Genomic DNA, 17406 nt, shown 5'->3' on the forward strand with positions numbered 1-17406 from the left:
ATACTGAATTAGTAGTAAGAGTGCTCGCCGCGCTGGTGCTCGGTCAGGTCACGCACGCCTTTCAGTTCCGGGAACTCGTTCAGCAGCTGCTTCTCGATCCCTTCTTTCAGCGTCACATCGACCATGGAACAGCCGTTACAGCCGCCGCCAAACTGCAGAATGGCAAAACCTTCGTCGGTGATTTCCATCAGGGAAACACGACCGCCGTGGCCCGCCAGCTGTGGGTTAATCTGGGATTGCAGCAGATACTCAACGCGCTCCATCAGCGGGGCATCGTCAGACACTTTACGCATTTTCGCGTTCGGTGCTTTCAGGGTCAGCTGAGAACCCAGCTGGTCGGTGACGAAGTCGATCTCCGCATCTTCAAGATACGGTGCGCTCAGCTCATCAACGTAGGCGGTGAGCTGCTCAAATTTAAGGGCAGTGTCGGTGGCTTCCACAGCGTCCGGAGGACAATAAGAAACACCACATTCTGCATTCGGAGTGCCTGGATTAATCACAAACACGCGGATCTGCGTCCCTTCTTCCTGATTTGCCAGCAGTTTGGCAAAGTGCGCTTGTGCAGAATCGGAAATACGGATCATAGCTTTGGCCTAATAGTTGACTAAATTACCTGGGTATAATCATACGCCCATTGAAGAAGGGCTACAAGGTACGGCACAGACACCATACCTGAACCGATGCGGCGCCGCTTCGCAAAAGCAGTCGGGAAAGTTCAGTAACGGTACTGCCCGTGGTGACGACATCATCCACAATCGCGATATGGAGACCGTCGACCGGCAATTCAAGGCGAAAGGCATTTTTGAGGTTTCTTTTGCGAAGCCGGGCGCTGAGCTGATGCTGGATGGCGGTGGCATGAACGCGTGTCAGCGCGTGGGCCTCATACCGGCAGCCGAGCCACCGTGCGAGGGGACGGCAGATCAGATCACTCTGGTTATAACCGCGCCGCCAGTGCCGACGTCGATATAAAGGGACATTCACCACCATGTCGATTTTCGGCAGTGACCGGTGACGTCGCGCCTGTAAAACCGCCAGCAACAGCAGTCTGGCAAGGGGCTGTGCCAGCGAGCTCTGCCCGGAAAACTTCAGCGCGTGGATCAGCCTGTTCAGCGGCGGAACATAATCATCCACGGCCACCAGCGCGCTCCACGGCGGGGATTTTTTCAGGCAGCGGCCACAGGGCAACGAGGGGTTTGTGGCCGGTAAACCACATTGTGGACAGATCCCGATACGCCATTCCAGCGATCGCGTGCAGACGGAGCAGACGCCCCACCCGCTGAGCGCCAGCGGCATTTGGCATAGCCAGCACAAGCCGGGTACTGTTAGCATGTGCAACCTCCATGTGAAAAAAGAGAACAGTAACTGATGAAGACGCTGTGGTGGCAGACCGTCGGGACAGGAAATTGCCATCTTGTGCTGCTGCACGGATGGGGCCTGAATGCAGAGATATGGAATTGCATACGTGAGGAACTCGCCTCGCATTTTACGCTGCATCTGGTGGACTTACCCGGCTTTGGCCGCAGCCGCGGGTATGGCGCGTTGTCGCTTGATGAGATGGCGCAGCAGGTTCTGGACGCTGCGCCGCAAAACGCGGTTTGGCTGGGCTGGAGCCTGGGCGGGCTGGTGGCGAGCCAGATTGCGCTGTCGCGGCCTGACCGCGTAAAAGCGCTGGTGACGGTGGCGTCATCGCCCTGTTTTAGCGCGAAGGAAGAGTGGCCCGGGATCAAGCCTGACGTGCTGGCGGGCTTCCAGCAGCAGCTGAGCGACGATTTCCAGCGGACCGTAGAGCGGTTCCTGGCATTGCAGACAATGGGCACTGACACCGCGCGTAAGGATGCCCGAACGCTGAAGCAGACCGTGCTTTCGCTGCCGATGCCGGAGGTTGAGGTGCTTAACGGCGGTCTTGAGCTCCTGAAAACGGTTGACCTGCGCGAGCCGCTGGCAGCTCTGACAGTGCCGCACCTGCGCATCTACGGTTATCTCGACGGGATTGTGCCGCGCAAAGTGGTTCCGCTGCTGGATTCGCTCTGGCCGGACAGCGAATCGCAGATCGTTGCCAAAGCCGCGCATGCCCCGTTTATCTCTCATCCGACGGAATTTTGTTCAGCGCTCATTGCGTTAAGTCAACGTTTAGACTGATTATTTTCTATCCATCCTGGAAAAAATAACACACCGCAACCATACTCCAGATGTCGTTGCGGTTGTTCTGCCTACGATAATCAAAACAACAATCCTATGGAGAGTCAGGCTATGAAACTTGTTACAGGTATTGTCACTTCTCTGGTTATTGGGTCACTGTCATTTGGCGTCTTTGCGGCAAAAGAGCTGGAAAAAGATAAAGTTGCCGGTATGAATTTGACGAAAATTGGTGAGATTTCTACGTCTGACACCACCGCGCCGATGGACGCGAGAAAAGAGCTGTCGAAGAAAGCGGATGAGCTGGGCGGAACGTACTACGTCGTCACCAGCGCTGAAAAGCAGACCAAAAACGTACGCGCAACGGCGGACGTCTACAAGTAATACGATAAAGCCGGGCATCGCTGCCCGGCTTTGTTAACGCAGCGCCCACCACTCCCTGAGGCAGGCCTTTCCTTCCGGACAGCTTTTACAGCTGCCGGAGAGACAGCCGTCCGCGTCTTCCTGAATCCGCACGGCTTTCCCCATGGCTTCCAGTCTTTCCAGCATGGCATCGATCATCGGCTGCGGCGTATGCAGGCTGAGGCTCAGCTGTTTCGCCTCCATTCGCCCTTGCAGTGCCAGCAGGTCACGAACCTGAATCAACGATGCCATGGTTTGCTCCTTAGTGACAGTCGCCCGCCGGGCTGCTGCAGCAGGTCGCGGCGGTTTTACGGTTTGCCAGCAGGTCGATGTCGACGCGGCTGCGCGCACGCCGCAGCAGGCCGAGCACTATCACGTTAAACAGTACAACCGCGAGAATGCAGACCAGGCTGTAGCGCGGATGCTGGCTGAAGTTAACGGTTTGATAAAAGAGCGTCGACAGCGAGTACGCAATGTTTAACCCCCACAGGATGGAGAAGCCCATCCAGCCGCGGCTGGACTCGCGGGCAATCGCCCCCATCACGGAGATGCACGGAATGTAGAGCAGAACAAAGATTAGGTAGCTGTAGGCCGCGGACGCGCTGCCAAATTTCTCGCCCATCACGCCCATTGCACCCGTCGCCATTTCGCCGTCACCTTTGCTGGCCTCAATAGGGTTCGCCAGCACGCTCAGGCTGAAGGTGTCTTTCAGGCTCTGCCAGGTCTCCTCAACGGCACCCAGCAGTTCATGACCGAGATGAAACTCTGCCGGATTAAATTCCTGCTCCTGAATGTTCTCGGCGGTGTAGAGCGTATTCAGGGTACCGACAACCACCTCTTTTGCCATCGCGCCGGTGAACAGGCCGACGGTTGCCTGCCAGTTATCCTCATGCACGCCAATCGGTTTGAAGACCGGCGTGATGACGCGGCTGACGGAGGCGAGGGCAGAGTCGTTGATATTATCCGCCGCCTGCCCGCTGAGGGTGAAGCTGTTCAGCGCGCTCAGGAAAATGCTGACGATGACAATCACCTTACCGGCGCGCAGCACAAAGCCCTTCAGGCGCTGCCATGTCTGGATCGCCAGACTTTTCAGATGCGGCACGTGATACACCGGCAGCTCCATCACAAACGGCGACGCTTCACCGCGCATGATGGTGTGCTTGAGCATTAAACCGGTGAGGATCGCCATCACGATGCCCAGCACATACAGCGAGAAGACCGCCAGCGCGCCCTGCTGGCCAAAGAAGGCTGCCGCAAAGACCGCAAAGATCGCCAGTCTGGCACCGCAGGACATAAACGGCGCCATCATAATGGTCATCAGACGTTCACGCGGCGCATCCAGGGTGCGTGCGCCCATCACCGAAGGCACGTTACAGCCGAAGCCGACAATCAGCGGGACGAAGGATTTACCCGGCAGGCCCAGCGCCTGCATCAGACGATCCATCACGAACGCGGCGCGGGCCATGTAGCCGGAATCTTCCAGGAACGAGAGAAACAGATACATCATGCCGATCTGCGGCACCAGAGGCAGAACGGTATTGATACCGCCGCCGATCCCTTGTGCGAGGAAGATGGTTAACCATTCGGGGAAGTGGAGGGTGTAACCTACCCACTGAATTCCGTGGACGAAGACCGCGACGGAACCGGCGTCGAAAATGGGCTGGAGGGCGCCGCCGATGTTAATGGCGAGCAGGAACATCACGTACATCACCAGCAGGAAGATGGGCAAACCGAGGAAGCGGTTAAGCACAACCCTATCCACCGCCGCCGTAAAGCGGCTGGGCTCTGCCGTCAGAGCGTTGCTGACAACGTCGCAAATCGAGGCGATGGCCTGGTAACGCGCATCGGCGATGTGCAGCGCCGGGTCGTCCAGCTCGTCGCTAAGACGGGCCACCGTCGCGTCCAGCTTATCGGCCGCATGCCCGGCGTAAGCGCGGCTGTAGATATCCCCTTCCAGCATCTGCAGGCCGAGCCACAGGCGCTGTTTTGCAGGCATGCTTTTGTCCATCTCCTGCGCCAGCACGTTGGCTTCGCGCAGGAGAGGCTTCGCGTAATGCACCAGCTCAATATCATGATTTCCCTGGTGACGGTCGATGGCCAGCTTCAGCGCATCAATACCGCGAGCGCGCGTCGAGACCAGCGGAACGACCGGGCATCCCAGGCGCGCGGAGAGGGCATCGACGTCGATACGCAGCTTTTGTTTCTCCGCAATGTCGAGCATGTTGAGCGCCACAATGCAGGGGATCCCCAGCTCCAGCAGCTGCAGCGTCAGATAAAGGTTACGCTCGAGATTGGAGGCGTCGACCACGTTGATCAGCAGGTCCGCGTCGCCGCCAAGAATATAGTGGCAGGCAATCTGCTCATCGAGCGAAGTTTGCGACGATATGGTGGTTAACGAATAGGTGCCGGGAAGGTCAACCAGCGTCACCTGGTTGTCCGTTGTCGTGAACTGGCCCTCTTTACGCTCAACCGTCACGCCCGCCCAGTTGCCCACGCGCTGGCGGGCTCCGGTCAGCTGGTTAAAAAGCGTAGTCTTGCCGGAATTAGGATTGCCAATTAAGCCAATAGTTAACTTTTTCATTTTTTTAGACTCACTGAAACCGCTGGCTTGTTATCGGGATAAGGCTTCGACTTCTATTAACGCGAGGTCTTTCTTACGCAGCACCAGATTCACGCGGCGGGTTTCGATGTGAACCGGATCGCCCAGCGGCGCCACGCGCACGACCTGGAATGACGAGCCGGGAAGCATGCCCAGCGACAGCAGCTTTTGCCGATAGGCTGGGCTAATTTCGCGGGTAAAACCGGTAATCTTCCATGCACTGTCTGGAGTGAATTGCATAACGCCTGATTCCACGAAAGGTTAAATTATCTACTATGGGATGATAATGAGAATAGTTTTTATCAGCAATATTAAAACTGTGACGGAATGTTGTTTACGGTATTAATTTACGGCCTGTTTGACCTGGCTCAATATTTGCTGAATTGCCTGGAAAACGAAAAGAGGAGTATTTGTTAACGGGGTGATAATTCGTGGTTTAAATATGGCTATGCAATCGGTTTCATATATTACGGTATAATTTGTCCCCTCATCCCGACCCTCTCCCCATGGGGGCGAGGGAGAAAAGACGGCACCGTGCGATCCCCTCTCCCCTTTGGGGAGAGGGTTAGGGTGAGGGGCATTGACAGCCTTAGCGTTTCTTACCCATCGCTGCCGCCAGCGCATCCATCATCGCGCTGTTGCCTGCAGGCTGAGCATCACGTCCGCGCGGTTTTGCCGCTTTCGCGGCCGGGCGCTGCTGCTCGCGGCCACCGCCATTGCCGCCGCGGCGCGCGCTGGTGTCGCCCGGCTGCTCGTCCAGACGCATGGTCAGCGCGATACGCTTGCGCTGCAGATCCACTTCCAGCACTTTGACCTTCACGATGTCACCCGCTTTAACCACGGTGTGCGGGTCTTCAACGAACTTGTCGGCGAGGGAAGAGATATGCACCAGACCGTCCTGATGCACGCCGATATCCACAAACGCGCCAAAGTTGGTGACGTTGGTCACCGCGCCTTCCAGCACCATGCCGGGCAGCAGGTCGTTCATGGTTTCCACGCCGTCAGCAAAGGTCGCCGTTTTGAACTCAGGGCGCGGATCGCGGCCCGGCTTTTCCAGCTCTTTGATGATGTCGGTGACGGTAGGAACACCAAATTTGTCGTCGGTGAAATCAACGGCTTTCAGGTTGCGCAGGGCGCTGCTGTCACCCATGAGATCTTTCAGCGCCTGCTGGGTGGCGGCCAGAATGCGTTCCACCACAGGGTACGCTTCAGGGTGAACGGTAGAGGCATCCAGCGGGTTATCGCCGTGGTTGATGCGCAGGAAGCCCGCACACTGCTCAAAGGCTTTTGGCCCCAGACGGCTCACCTTCAGCAGCTGCTGACGGTTCTGGAACTGGCCGTTCTCATCACGCCAGGCGACAATGTTCTGCGCCATCATGCGGGTTAAGCCCGCCACGCGGGTCAGCAGGGGAACGGAGGCGGTGTTCAGGTCAACGCCGACGGCGTTTACGCAGTCTTCCACCACCGCATCCAGCTTACGCGCCAGCTGAGTCTGGCTCACGTCGTGCTGATACTGGCCCACGCCGATGGATTTCGGGTCGATCTTCACCAGCTCCGCCAGCGGATCCTGCAGGCGGCGAGCGATAGAGACCGCACCGCGCAGGGAAACGTCCAGGTCCGGGAACTCCTGGGCCGCCAGCTCGGACGCGGAATAGACGGATGCCCCCGCTTCGCTGACGATCACTTTCTGTGCCGTCACTTTCGGGAACTGCTTCTGCACGTCGAGGTAGAAACGCTCGGTTTCGCGTGAGGCCGTACCGTTGCCGATGGCAACCAGCTCCACGTTGTATTTTTCGCACAGCGCCGCTACCACGACGGCCGCTTTCGCTGCCTGGCCGGTGTGCGGATAGATGGTATCGGTCGCCACCAGCTTGCCGGTGCCGTCAACCACAGCGACCTTCACACCGGTACGCAGGCCCGGATCGAGACCCATGGTCGCGCGCAGGCCGGCAGGGGCGGCCATCAGCAGGTCGTGCAGGTTACGGGCGAAGACGTTAATCGCTTCATCTTCGGCGCGTTCGCGCACGGTGCCCATCAGCTCGGTTTCGAGGTGCATCAGCACCTTGATGCGCCAGGTCCAGCTTACTACGCCTTTACGCCAGCTGTCCGCCGGGGCGTTGTTCAGACGCAGGCCGAGATGGTCGATAATGATCTGCTCGCAGTGGCTCTCTTTCGGCGGCTCGTCAAACTGCGGGTCGGCGTTCAGGGAGAGCTGGAGCACGCCTTCGTTGCGGCCGCGGAACATCGCCAGCGCGCGGTGTGAAGGGGCGGTAGAGATCGGTTCGTGGTGATCGAAGTAGTCGCGGAATTTCGCGCCTTCTTCCTCTTTACCCGCGACGACGGTAGAGACGATGTGGGCATTCTTCCACAGATAATCACGCACTTTAGCGAGCAGCGCGGCGTCTTCGGCGAAGCGCTCCATCAGAATGTAGCGTGCGCCGTCGAGGGCGGCCTTGGTGTCCGCCACGCCTTTGTCAGCGTCGATAAATTTCGCCGCTTCGGTTTCCGGATCGTGGGACGGCTCGTTCCACAGCAGGTCGGCCAGCGGCTCAAGGCCCGCTTCAATCGCAATCTGCCCGCGCGTGCGGCGCTTCGGTTTGTACGGCAGATAGAGATCTTCTAATTCGGTTTTGCTCAGGGTGCCGTTAATGGCGCTTTCCAGATCGCTGGTCAGTTTGCCCTGTTCGCCGATGGATTTGAGGATCGCCTGACGACGTTCTTCCAGTTCGCGCAGATAGCCCAGACGGGTCTCCAGGTTACGCAGCTGCGTGTCATCCAGACCGCCGGTGACTTCCTTACGATAGCGTGCAATAAACGGCACGGTGTTCCCTTCATCAAGCAGGCGAACGGCAGCTTCTACCTGTTCGGCTCTGGCCTGAATATCACCCGCAATAATGCGGCAGAGCGAATCATTCATCATGGCTTTATCATCTGTTGAGTCGAAAAAATCAGGGGATAGTTATACGGGCTGACACGGCAAAATGCCAGCCGGGGAGGGCGCTCTCGGACTATTTTACGTAGACGATCTCATTGACGTACCAGCTGGCTTCACCACCAGGGGTCTGAACGACGGCCAGATCGCCCACTTCCTTTTTCAGCAGCGCGCGGGCCATCGGGGAGTCGATGGAGATGTAATCCTTACGACCAAAAATTTCATCGTAGCCGACAATGCGAAAGCGCAGGGTGTCGCCATCGTCGTTTTCAATCTCCACCCACGCGCCGAAGAACACTTTGCCCTCCTGCTGCGGGGAGTAATCGACAATTTTGAGATTCTCGAGGCACTTCGTCAGATAGCGAACCCGGCGGTCAATTTCGCGCAGCCGCTTTTTGTTGTACTGGTAGTCAGCGTTTTCGCTGCGATCGCCCAGGCTTGCCGCCCAGGTCACCTTTTTGGTTACTTCAGGACGCTCTTCGCGCCAGAGGTAATCCATCTCTTTTTTGAGCTTTTCGTACCCTTCGCGGGTGATCAGGGGCGTTTTCATGGTAAAGCCTTTGCTGCCTGCCGGTTAACTGTCTTGCGCACAATACGTACCACACAGTGTAACAGACAGGATTAATAATGATTTATGTGATGAAATGAGCAGATAAGCTGCTGTTAAATATGCTTTGTAACAATTTCGACTAGAATTTATACCAGAATTAACTGGTCGAATACGTGCACTTTTTTAGAATACGCTGTTACAAAGACTATCCGAACCTTTGGGAGTACACACAATGCAAGAGAACTACAAAATTCTGGTCGTGGATGACGACATGCGCCTGCGCGCGCTGCTGGAACGTTATCTGACCGAGCAGGGCTTCCAGGTTCGTAGCGTCGCGAACGCTGAGCAGATGGACCGTCTGCTGACCCGTGAATCTTTCCACCTGATGGTTCTCGACCTGATGCTGCCTGGCGAAGACGGGCTTTCTATCTGCCGCCGTCTGCGCAGCCAGAGCAACCCGATGCCGATCATCATGGTGACGGCGAAGGGTGAAGAAGTTGACCGTATCGTGGGCCTCGAAATCGGCGCGGACGACTATATTCCAAAACCGTTTAACCCGCGTGAACTGCTGGCGCGTATTCGCGCTGTTCTCCGCCGTCAGGCGAACGAACTGCCTGGTGCACCGTCGCAGGAAGAAGCCGTCATCGCCTTCGGCAAGTTCAAGCTGAACCTCGGCACGCGCGAGATGTTCCGTGAAGACGAGCCGATGCCGCTCACCAGCGGCGAGTTTGCGGTACTAAAAGCGCTGGTCAGCCACCCGCGTGAACCGCTTTCCCGTGACAAGCTGATGAACCTGGCGCGCGGTCGCGAATACTCCGCAATGGAACGCTCTATTGACGTGCAGATCTCCCGCCTGCGCCGCATGGTGGAAGAAGATCCTGCTCATCCTCGTTATATTCAGACCGTATGGGGTCTGGGCTACGTGTTCGTCCCGGACGGCTCTAAAGCATGAGGCGAATGCGCTTCTCGCCGCGTAGCTCGTTTGCCCGCACCCTGTTACTGATCGTCACCCTGCTGTTCGTCAGCCTGGTGACGACCTATCTGGTGGTGCTGAACTTTGCGATCCTGCCGAGCCTCCAGCAGTTTAATAAGGTCCTGGCCTACGAAGTCCGTATGCTGATGACCGATAAACTGCAGCTGGAGGACGGCACGCAGCTCGTCGTTCCCCCGGCGTTTCGCCGTGAAATCTACCGTGAGCTGGGCATTTCGCTCTACTCCAACGAAGCGGCGGAAGACGCTGGCCTGCGCTGGGCGCAGCACTACGAATTTCTCAGCCAGCAGATGGCGCAGCAGCTGGGCGGCCCAACGGAAGTGCGCGTTGAGGTCAACAAAAGCTCGCCCGTCGTCTGGCTGAAAACCTGGCTGTCACCCAATATCTGGGTGCGCGTTCCGCTGACCGAAATCCATCAGGGCGACTTCTCGCCGCTGTTCCGCTACACCCTGGCGATTATGCTGCTGGCGATAGGCGGCGCGTGGCTATTTATCCGTATACAGAACCGACCGCTGGTCGACCTGGAGCACGCGGCGCTGCAGGTCGGTAAAGGGATTATTCCACCTCCTCTGCGCGAGTATGGCGCCTCGGAGGTCCGTTCGGTGACGCGCGCGTTTAACCATATGGCGGCAGGCGTGAAGCAGCTGGCGGACGATCGTACGCTGCTGATGGCGGGCGTAAGCCATGACCTGCGCACGCCGCTGACGCGTATTCGTCTGGCGACGGAGATGATGGGGGAAGAGGACGGTTATCTCGCAGAGTCCATCAACAAAGACATCGAAGAGTGTAACGCCATCATCGAGCAGTTCATCGACTACCTGCGCACCGGGCAGGAGATGCCGATGGAGATGGCGGATCTGAACGCGGTGCTGGGCGAGGTGGTGGCTGCGGAAAGCGGCTACGAGCGGGAGATTGATACCGACCTGCAGGCGGGTGAGATTCAGGTACGCATGCACCCGCTCTCCATTAAGCGCGCGGTGGCGAACATGGTGGTCAACGCGGCGCGCTACGGCAATGGCTGGATTAAAGTCAGCAGCGGGTCTGAACTCAACCGCGCCTGGTTCCAGGTGGAAGACGACGGTCCGGGCATCAAGCCCGAGCAGCGTAAGCATCTGTTTCAGCCGTTTGTGCGCGGCGACAGCGCGCGCAGCACCAGCGGCACGGGCTTAGGTCTGGCGATTGTTCAGCGTATCATCGATAACCACAACGGACTGCTGGAGATTGGCACCAGCGAGCGGGGTGGGCTGAGCATTCGCGCCTGGCTGCCGGTACCGGTGACGCGGGGGCAGGTGAAAGAGAGTTAAAAAAAGGGTGGCAATTGCCACCCTTTTTTATAGGTCGGGTAAAGTGAAGCCGCCACCCGACAAAATGCGGTCTCTGCGGTCTGATGCCCTCACCCCGCCCCTCTCCCACGGGGAGAGGGAGAAAACATTAAAAAAGGCAACTTTCGTTGCCTTTTTGCTTTTACCTACAGCTTCGGACCCGCGCTCACCAGCGCAGCACCCGCCGGGGTATCGGTATACTTCTCGAAGTTCTCGATAAACAGCTTCGCCAGCGATTCCGCTTTCTCGCGCCACTGCTCCGGAGAACCGTACGTGTTGCGTGGGTCGAGGATATGCGTATCCACACCCGGCAGCGACGTTGGGATCGCCAGGTCAAACATCGGCAGCGTAAAGGTTTCGGCGTCGTCCAGAGAACCATCCAGAATGGCGTCGATAATCGCGCGGGTATCTTTGATAGAGATACGTTTGCCGGTACCGTTCCAGCCGGTGTTCACCAGGTAGGCCTGCGCGCCGGATGCCTGCATGCGTTTCACCAGCACTTCAGCGTACTGCGTCGGGTGCAACGACAGGAAAGCCGCGCCGAAGCAGGCGGAGAAGGTTGGGGTTGGCTCCGTCACGCCGCGCTCGGTACCCGCCAGCTTGGCGGTGAAGCCGGAGAGGAAGTGGTACTGCGTCTGGCTGGCCGTCAGGCGAGACACCGGAGGCAGCACGCCGAACGCATCCGCGGTCAGGAAAATGACCTTCGTGGCATGACCCGCTTTTGACACCGGCTTCACGATATTGTCGATGTGGTAGATCGGGTAAGAGACGCGGGTGTTTTCCGTTTTCGACGCATCGTCGAAGTCGATGGAGCCGTCGGCACGCACGGTGACGTTTTCCAGCAGCGCATCGCGACGGATCGCGTGGAAGATATCCGGCTCGGCCTCTTCAGACAGGCGAATGGTCTTCGCGTAGCAGCCGCCTTCAAAGTTGAATACGCCGTCGTCATCCCAGCCGTGTTCGTCATCGCCAATCAGGCGACGTTTTGGATCGGTGGACAGGGTGGTTTTCCCGGTGCCGGACAGGCCGAAGAATACCGCCACGTCGCCTTTTTCACCGACGTTAGCCGAGCAGTGCATGGAGGCGATACCGCGCAGCGGCAGCAGGTAGTTCATGACCGAGAACATCCCTTTCTTCATTTCGCCGCCGTACCAGGTACCGCCGATCAGCTGGATACGCTCGGTCAGGTTGAAGGCCACAAAGTTTTCGGAGTTCAGACCCTGCTCTTTCCACTGTGGGTTAGTGCATTTCGCACCGTTCATCACGATGAAATCCGGGGTGAAATCCTGCAGCTCTTCGTCGGTTGGACGAATAAACATGTTTTTCACGAAATGCGCCTGCCAGGCCACTTCAGTGATAAAACGCACGGAGAGACGGGTATCGGCGTTAGCGCCGCAGAAAGCGTCGACAATAAACAGACGCTTGCCGGAAAGTTGATGGGTGACGAGCCCTTTCAGGTGCTGCCAGGTTTCCGGGGAGAGCGGTTTGTTGTCGTTCTTCCCTTTGCCCTTGTCAGCCCACCACAGCGTATCGCGGGTGGTTTCGTCTCGGACGATATACTTATCTTTCGGCGAACGACCGGTAAAGATACCGGTATCGACGGCGATAGCACCAAGATTCGTCAACACACCACGCTCGTATCCTTCCAGTGCTGGATTGAGCTCTTCCTGATACAGCGTATCGTAGTCGGGGTTGTAGACGATTTCCTGGACGTCGTGAATACCATAAGCCTTGAGATCTTGCGGGGTTAAACCAGTAACACGCATATCACTGCTCCTTAGCCAATATGTACTGCCTGAAATTGTAGGGTTTTTCTGAGGTTGTTAACCGCGACGGGGCTCATAGATTTACGCATCTGGACAAAACCCTTACTAACGGAAAACGCTGCGACTCCAGTCACAGCGCAGGCGGATTATCGCAGGAATCGCTTTTTGGTTGGGGAAAATGTTCCGAAAAGGTTAAAGAGTGGTGATTTTATCGGAAAGAATGTGAATGTAATCGCATACACGTAAGAAAATTACGTAAGAGTTACATAAGGAAAACGATTCAGCTTAAGCGGGGGTTTTTGCCCCTCACACCAGCCTCTCCCAAAGGGGAGAGGGTTAGGGTGAGGGGAAAGGGGTTTAGTGAACCTGCGGATCCGCCGGGGAGGCGTTATTGCGGATCTCAGCGATATCCATCGAATTGAACACGTAGTGCGTACCGCAGTAGTCACAGTGCATATCAATTTCGCCGTCTTCCGCCATGATGCTGTCGATCTCTTCATCCGGCAGGGTTTTCAGCGCGCCAGCACAGCGCTCGCGTGAGCAGGTGCACTTAAATTCCACGGACTGCGGATCGTAAACCGTCACTTCTTCTTCGTGGTACAGACGCCACAGCACGTCGGTCGCCGACAGGTTGAACAGCTCTTCCGCTTTGATGGTTTCGGTCAGCGTCGCCAGGTGCTCAAAGTCATTGGTCTGTGCGTCCTGCGCAGGCAGAACCTGCAGCAGCATACCGCCGGCAGCAGGCTGACCGTCCACTTCACCGGTGCGGATGAAGAGACGCGTCGGCAGCTGTTCAGAACGCATGAAGTAATCTTCCAGGCAGGCTGCCAGGGTATCGCCTTCCAGACCCACCACGCCCTGATAGCGCTCGCCTTCCTCAGGGGAGATGGTGATCACCAGGTAGCCATTACCCACCAGCGTTTTGAGGTCTGCATTTTCAGGCACGTCGCCCTGAACGCGCGCCACGCCGCGCATCTGCTGCTGGTTATTGCCGTTGATCACCGCCAGCGTCATCGGGCCGTCACCCTGCAGCTGCACGGTGATATCACCGGCAAACTTCAGCGTCGCCGTCAGCAGGCTGGTGGCAACCAGCAGTTCGCCCAACAGGGTCTTCACCGGCAGCGGGTAGTTGTGGTTTTCCAGAATCTGTTTCCAGGTTTCGGATACGGTGACCAGCTCGCCGCGCACGGCGAATTGTTCAAACAGATAGCGGTGTAATTGGTCGTGTTGGGCCATTTTCATCTCTCGTGCGGGTGAGGTTAATCAGTCTCACCGTGTTTAAATTTCATCAGATCGCGGCGCTCTTTTTTATCCGGTCGCCGGTCCGGGTGGGGCATCGTCAGCGCGTTCATTTTGCGCGCCAGCGCGGTCTTCTCGCGCTTTTCAATGCTCTCCGCTGTCTCTTCATAAAGCAGTACGGCTTCCGCTGCAGGTCGACGCTGTTCGGTTATGGCTTTAATCACCACAGTACGTTCATCGTTGCCCTGACGCAGCGTTAAGGTGGCATTCAGTTCAACCAGCTTGCTCGGTTTGCTGCGCTGGCCGTTATAATGCACTTTTCCGCCGTCAACCATCTCGCGGGCAAGGGCGCGTGTTTTATAAAAACGCGCTGCCCACAGCCATTTATCCAGTCTTACCTCGTCAGAGGGTTTTTCTTTCATGGCGTCTCCTTCACGGTCAGTGAGGGGATCATCTGGCGATAATCGTTTAGTCCAGGATGGCGCAGATAGCTTTTTTCAGCCAGGCCAGAGTCAGGATTGGTCACGCCCAGACAGTAGCGAATGCCAAATCTTGCCGCGGAATCCAGAATGGGCTCGCTGTCATCAATGAACAACGTACTTTCTGGCTGCAAACCCGTCTCTTCCCTCACCGCATGCCACAACCGCTGATCCTCTTTCGGATAACCAAATGTGTGGGTGGAAAGTAATAAATCAAGGTGCGACGCCAGGCCGGTATGCTCCAGCTTCACCGCCAGATTATGTGGATGCGCGTTGGTCAGCAAAATACGGCGCTTGCCGCTTGCTTTCAGCGCATCCAGAAAGGGCACGGTGTCCTCGCGCAGAACGGCGCGCGGGCCCTGGGCGGTGGTCATGGCACAAATATCCAAACCGAGGCGCTCGCTCCAGTAGTCAAGACAGTACCAGTTTAGCGTATGTTGCACCGCGCTATATTGCGAACGAATGAATGCCTGTGCTTCCGCCGGGGAGATCCCCTGCTGCTCGCCATAGGTTTCTGGAACCAGCGTTTGCCAGAAATAGTTATCAAAGGCGAGATCGAGCAGCGTGCCGTCCATATCCAGCAGAACGGTATCTACCTCCTGCCAGGCGATATCAAGATGCATAAGGGGGAACTCCAGCCAGAAGAAACGTGCGCGACAGGGTAGCACATCTTGCCGCGCAACGACGTTATCAGATCAGGCTCTCAGACGAGGGGATCAGCTTAGGATTGAGGCAGTTTTCATAATACTGCTGGATGTCGGCAAGCCGGGTGCGCGAGCGCTGGTAGCGGCGCAGGGCCATAAAGCCGTTCCAGAAAATGGCGATCAGCATCGCGGTCATCAGCAGAGAGGTGCCGATGTAACGCCATAAGCCTGCGCTATCCGGCATCCGGTGCAGGCCGATATGGCGAGTGCCGTTGGCGTCGGTATAAATACTCGTGACAATCCCTTCGGCGCTGAACGGCGTTTGCATCAGCATCTGCGCCAGGCGCTGGAACTGGCTCCACTGCTCCTGAGCCGGGTAGTCATAAAGCGCAACCTGCGGGTAGGGCTGATCGACCAGGTCGCTGCCTTCATCGCTTGCTATTACAAAGCCGCCCGGCGCCGGGCTGTTCAGCGCCTGAGCCGCGCGGGTGGTCTCGCGCATCATGAACGGCGACGTCGAGGTGGCGACCAGGTTATCCAGCGATTCAGCGCTCACCGGACGCAGCAGGACATTAACGCCATCCAGTCGTCCCGCTTCGGCGCGTTTCACCAGCGAGTCCCAGTCTTTGCTGTTCCCCAGGTTTACCAGGGCGTTTTTAAGGCGTATGCACTCATCCTGAGAGGAGCATAAATCCTGCGTTTTCAGGACGATGTCACCAAAATCATCCAGCAGAACCATGCCTGATTTCTGAATGGCCGAGCGCAGCGCGGGGCTGACGCGCGAATCATCGTCCGGTTTCGGGTGCAGCTGGCGGTTAACCGTCTGGGTGAGAGCCGTGGCCTTGTTCACCACTTCGGATTCCGGCAGCGGCAGCGGCGGCGCGTCGTTCCAGATAATTTGCGAGCAGTCGAACGGCATGAACGGCGAGCTCTGACGCGTGTTCCAGGCACCCGGGGTGTGAATATTACACATCCCGGTCCCCTTCAGGCGCAGCGTGTCCCCCACGCGTACACCGGCTTCATCCAGTTTGTTGACGCTGGTCGCTTCAATGGTTTGCGCCCCTTTGATCCACGACAGGGTGAATTTAATGGGCATATCCAGCGGCACGAAAAGCAGCAGCATGGCTAAGACCAGCGCGGCGCCGCCGGCAATGACCGTACTGCGTAGCCAGTGCTGAAGCGGGAAATTTTTCACTTCATCATGCAGGGATAAGAAGCGCCCCTGGCGCACAACGTGGCGGTCAAGGTAGATATCAATATCGGTTTTCTGCCCTAAGTCCTGTGCGATCCACGGCTGCCAGTGGCGCGGGTAGATCAGGTCGATAATACCGAGCGAGATATTATTGAGATGCTCCTGATCGTTTTCACCGAACAGGCCCCAGCGCTTTGGCGTCCCGCGCAGGCAGTGGATCTCGCGCAACGAGGTTTTGGCCGGGGGGGCAAAGAGACCCCAAAGCCCGCCGGCCAGCAGCAGCACCGCGCCGCCAGCCAGCCAGGGAACAAACACATCCGGCGTCAGCAGGCAGATAAAAAAGAGCAGGAAGGCAGCAACGATCAGAATGGCTTCACGGATGCCGTCCGGGCGGCTCAGGGCGTACTCTTCATGCGTCTCCTGGCGAATGTTCAGCAGTTCGATCTGCTCTGTCTCTTCGCCACGAATGGACGCCTGCGTTGAACTCGCGCGTTCCAGCGCAAAACGCGGGGCTTCCTGAAGGTATTCATTCAGCGTATGGCCGTTAAGCGTGATAACCAGAGGCAATGAATCGGTGTGAATCAGCTCAACGCTGTTTTCGTCATTTATGTACTGCTCCCAGGACGGGGGCAGATGCACTTCGACGGAATCAAGGTAATAGCGCCATTTGTTGGGGTCATCAGTGGTGATGCCATAGCGCGTGATGGAGCGCGTCACGCAGAGCACGGTATCACTTTGCGCATTAAGCTTGAGCGCGACGGGCGCAGCGGTGGCTCCCGTTGGCCCAGGCGTTAACTGAGTACGGTTCAGGATTTCGAGATAGTTTTCAACCGCATCGCGCTCGTCTTGAGTGAGTTTACGCGTGCTCGCACCCGCAAATGCATTTAAAAACGGCAGACGATAACGGCGCTGTACGCGGCGCCTGTACAACCATCCTGCAACAAACGCACCGGCCAGCATAGCAGCGAGAACAATCAAAATGGTGCTCATGCTTTCCCCATCTTACATATCTTCTTACAGGTGTAGTCAGTAGCACCTTTACATTGAATGAGAGTCTGTGGCTGGCTATCGGCAAGTATGGAGTCGAACTTGAGCATTCTGAAGCGCATCCCAGTGACCGGTGATGATAGCAAAGCCTGTTATGGCGCGATATC

The 17406-nt window shown here is 57.2% G+C and carries 16 protein-coding genes; 4 read left to right on the top strand and 12 right to left on the bottom strand.

Going from position 1 to position 17406, the window contains the following annotated elements; genetic code table 11:
* Nucleotides 1-8: 8 nt before the first annotated feature.
* Together nfuA and gntX are read right to left on the bottom strand one after the other, a co-directional pair.
* Nucleotides 9-584: a Fe-S biogenesis protein NfuA gene (nfuA, locus tag INF68_RS19070; RefSeq protein ID WP_008503055.1), complete on the bottom strand. Its 576-nt coding sequence runs from the start codon at nt 582-584 to the stop codon at nt 9-11.
* Nucleotides 585-645: 61 nt separating this feature from the next.
* Nucleotides 646-1329: a DNA utilization protein GntX gene (gntX, locus tag INF68_RS19075; protein WP_126786787.1), complete on the bottom strand. Its 684-nt coding sequence runs from the start codon at nt 1327-1329 to the stop codon at nt 646-648.
* Between the two features lie 36 nt (nt 1330-1365).
* Here gntX and bioH point away from each other — a divergent pair, with 36 nt between their 5' ends.
* The gene (bioH, locus tag INF68_RS19080) at nt 1366-2139 is read left to right on the top strand and encodes a pimeloyl-ACP methyl ester esterase BioH (protein ID WP_109846158.1); all 774 of its coding nucleotides are present in this window, start codon (nt 1366-1368) and stop codon (nt 2137-2139) included.
* 111 nt (nt 2140-2250) lie between these two features.
* A complete protein-coding gene (locus INF68_RS19085) occupies nt 2251-2520 on the top strand; it encodes a YdgH/BhsA/McbA-like domain containing protein (RefSeq protein WP_023309499.1) in 270 nt (89 codons plus the stop codon).
* Nucleotides 2521-2553: 33 nt separating this feature from the next.
* On the opposite strand, the gene feoC is transcribed toward INF68_RS19085, so the two are convergent.
* The 5 genes from feoC to greB form a co-directional block, all read right to left on the bottom strand.
* Nucleotides 2554-2790, bottom strand: coding sequence for a [Fe-S]-dependent transcriptional repressor FeoC (feoC, locus tag INF68_RS19090; RefSeq protein ID WP_024907906.1), 237 nt, complete (start codon nt 2788-2790; stop codon nt 2554-2556).
* A 10-nt stretch (nt 2791-2800) separates the two neighbouring features.
* Nucleotides 2801-5119, bottom strand: coding sequence for a Fe(2+) transporter permease subunit FeoB (gene feoB / locus INF68_RS19095; protein WP_109846157.1), 2319 nt, complete (start codon nt 5117-5119; stop codon nt 2801-2803).
* 30 nt (nt 5120-5149) lie between these two features.
* Nucleotides 5150-5377, bottom strand: coding sequence for a ferrous iron transporter A (feoA, locus tag INF68_RS19100; protein ID WP_008503050.1), 228 nt, complete (start codon nt 5375-5377; stop codon nt 5150-5152).
* A 349-nt stretch (nt 5378-5726) separates the two neighbouring features.
* Nucleotides 5727-8057 carry a Tex family protein gene (locus INF68_RS19105; RefSeq protein WP_126786788.1) on the bottom strand — a complete coding sequence of 777 codons (2331 nt, stop codon included), beginning with the start codon at nt 8055-8057 and terminating at the stop codon, nt 5727-5729.
* A gap of 88 nt (nt 8058-8145) precedes the next feature.
* Nucleotides 8146-8619, bottom strand: a complete 474-nt coding sequence (gene greB / locus INF68_RS19110; RefSeq protein ID WP_023309495.1) for a transcription elongation factor GreB — start codon at nt 8617-8619, stop codon at nt 8146-8148.
* Nucleotides 8620-8851: 232 nt separating this feature from the next.
* Here greB and ompR point away from each other — a divergent pair, with 232 nt between their 5' ends.
* Together ompR and envZ are read left to right on the top strand one after the other, a co-directional pair.
* Entirely contained in the window at nt 8852-9571 is a 720-nt protein-coding gene (gene ompR / locus INF68_RS19115) for a two-component system response regulator OmpR (protein ID WP_001157751.1), read from the top strand.
* The gene (gene envZ / locus INF68_RS19120) at nt 9568-10914 is read left to right on the top strand and encodes a two-component system sensor histidine kinase EnvZ (protein ID WP_023309494.1); all 1347 of its coding nucleotides are present in this window, start codon (nt 9568-9570) and stop codon (nt 10912-10914) included. Before ompR ends, envZ begins: the two co-directional genes overlap by 4 nt.
* 164 nt (nt 10915-11078) lie before the next feature.
* On the opposite strand, the gene pckA is transcribed toward envZ, so the two are convergent.
* From pckA to INF68_RS19145, 5 genes are all read right to left on the bottom strand, one after another.
* Nucleotides 11079-12698, bottom strand: a complete 1620-nt coding sequence (gene pckA / locus INF68_RS19125) for a phosphoenolpyruvate carboxykinase (ATP) (RefSeq protein ID WP_023309493.1) — start codon at nt 12696-12698, stop codon at nt 11079-11081.
* A 357-nt stretch (nt 12699-13055) separates the two neighbouring features.
* Nucleotides 13056-13940, bottom strand: coding sequence for an Hsp33 family molecular chaperone HslO (gene hslO, locus INF68_RS19130; protein WP_161495995.1), 885 nt, complete (start codon nt 13938-13940; stop codon nt 13056-13058).
* Nucleotides 13941-13957: 17 nt separating this feature from the next.
* Nucleotides 13958-14359, bottom strand: a complete 402-nt coding sequence (hslR, locus tag INF68_RS19135) for a ribosome-associated heat shock protein Hsp15 (protein WP_126786789.1) — start codon at nt 14357-14359, stop codon at nt 13958-13960.
* Nucleotides 14356-15039, bottom strand: coding sequence for a GMP/IMP nucleotidase (gene yrfG, locus INF68_RS19140; protein WP_126786790.1), 684 nt, complete (start codon nt 15037-15039; stop codon nt 14356-14358). Before yrfG ends, hslR begins: the two co-directional genes overlap by 4 nt.
* A 67-nt stretch (nt 15040-15106) precedes the next feature.
* Nucleotides 15107-17242: an intracellular growth attenuator family protein gene (locus INF68_RS19145; RefSeq protein ID WP_109846153.1), complete on the bottom strand. Its 2136-nt coding sequence runs from the start codon at nt 17240-17242 to the stop codon at nt 15107-15109.
* Nucleotides 17243-17406 lie beyond the last annotated feature (164 nt).

The organism is Enterobacter cloacae complex sp. P16RS2 (assembly GCF_014982155.1).
In the GTDB taxonomy this organism is placed as follows: domain Bacteria; phylum Pseudomonadota; class Gammaproteobacteria; order Enterobacterales; family Enterobacteriaceae; genus Enterobacter; species Enterobacter cloacae_M.